The organism is Streptomyces anulatus, assembly GCF_000721175.1.
In the GTDB taxonomy this organism is placed as follows: domain Bacteria; phylum Actinomycetota; class Actinomycetes; order Streptomycetales; family Streptomycetaceae; genus Streptomyces; species Streptomyces anulatus_C.
In genome coordinates this window covers 1-1,120 of record NZ_JOEZ01000102.1, presented here as the reverse complement: position 1 = coordinate 1,120, position 1,120 = coordinate 1, and the positions used below count along the sequence as shown (strand labels likewise).

Here is a 1,120-nt window from a genome sequence, read left to right as displayed (position 1 = left end):
TGGCGGCACCCGCGAATGGCGTCGGACGGGGGTGAACGAGACCAGAACTGAGACCATCTGGGCGAAGGCCCCGTCGGTACGGTCACTCCTCCTGGAGACGGATTGCCAGCACAGTTCCGTCGGCACGAATGGACACCGCGCTCCACCGTTCCGCTGTGCTGCGGCCCGGCAACTGGTCTCGGCGTTCGTGTACTTCGCGCCGGTACTCGTTGACGCGCCCATGATGGAGATGCGTGTACAGGCTCTTCTCGAGCCCGGAGAACGCCTCCACGCGGGTGCCGTTGAGGCGGTAGATGTGGTCGGTGCCGACGAAGTCGATGCCATGGATGCGGTGCTCCGCATCTCGCAGTCTGTCGGTGTTGGCGTGGACGTCGTGCTGGAAGTGGCGCCGCCCTTGCTCCTTGGTCAGGTACTGAGCGGTGGGTTTGCCACCTCCGGTGAAGGCGATCAGCGTGGCCGCTTCCGTCCTAGCCAGCACGATGCTGAACCAGGCGAAGGATTCGGGCAGTACTTGGAATCCGGGGACGATCGTGCGCTCTTGCTCGGCGTGCCGTACGACGTCGGCCACGCGATTCTCCTGGTCCAGGGTGAGGTCCAGGTCGGCTTCTGATGTTTCTCCGGACGGGCGGAGGGTGGTCGTGCCTGGCGCCTCCAGGATGTGCAGGGCGAGGCTCTCCTTCTTGGGGATCTCTGTCCCGATGAGCAGGTAAGGGACGGTGCCATAGGGCCCGATGTGCACGGACTCCACGTGAGCGCTGGCCGTGCTGAGCTGCTTGTGAACCTGCTGAACGCTGCTGTGAGTGCCCTTGGAGGAAACGAGGAGGATTTTGGACGGCTGCCCCGGTTGCCAGGCTTCGACGAAGAAGTGGGGCCGTCGCTGCAGCGGCTCCGGGCGCGCGCCCGTTCCGGAGGCGCTGCGGAGGGTCCAGCCGGCCTTCAGCGCAACATCCGCGGGAATCACGGAGACCGAGTGGTCGGGGTACCGGGACCTGACCAGCCTCTCGGCCAGTAGGGAAGCGAAGCCGGTGCCGATCTCCCCAGACTGCGTGGCCTTGTAGAAGCGCAGGAGATCGCGACCCTCGGACGACAGTTGCAGGTAGTTGCCTTGGTTGCCCTCCAG

General features: G+C 65.4%; 1 protein-coding gene. It reads right to left on the bottom strand.

Translation table 11 applies throughout. The annotated features are described in order from the left end of the window. Nucleotides 1-82 precede the first annotated feature (82 nt). A partial coding sequence (locus IG90_RS0138665) for a hypothetical protein (RefSeq protein WP_030596046.1) occupies nt 83-1,120 on the bottom strand: 1,038 nt, incomplete at its 5' end.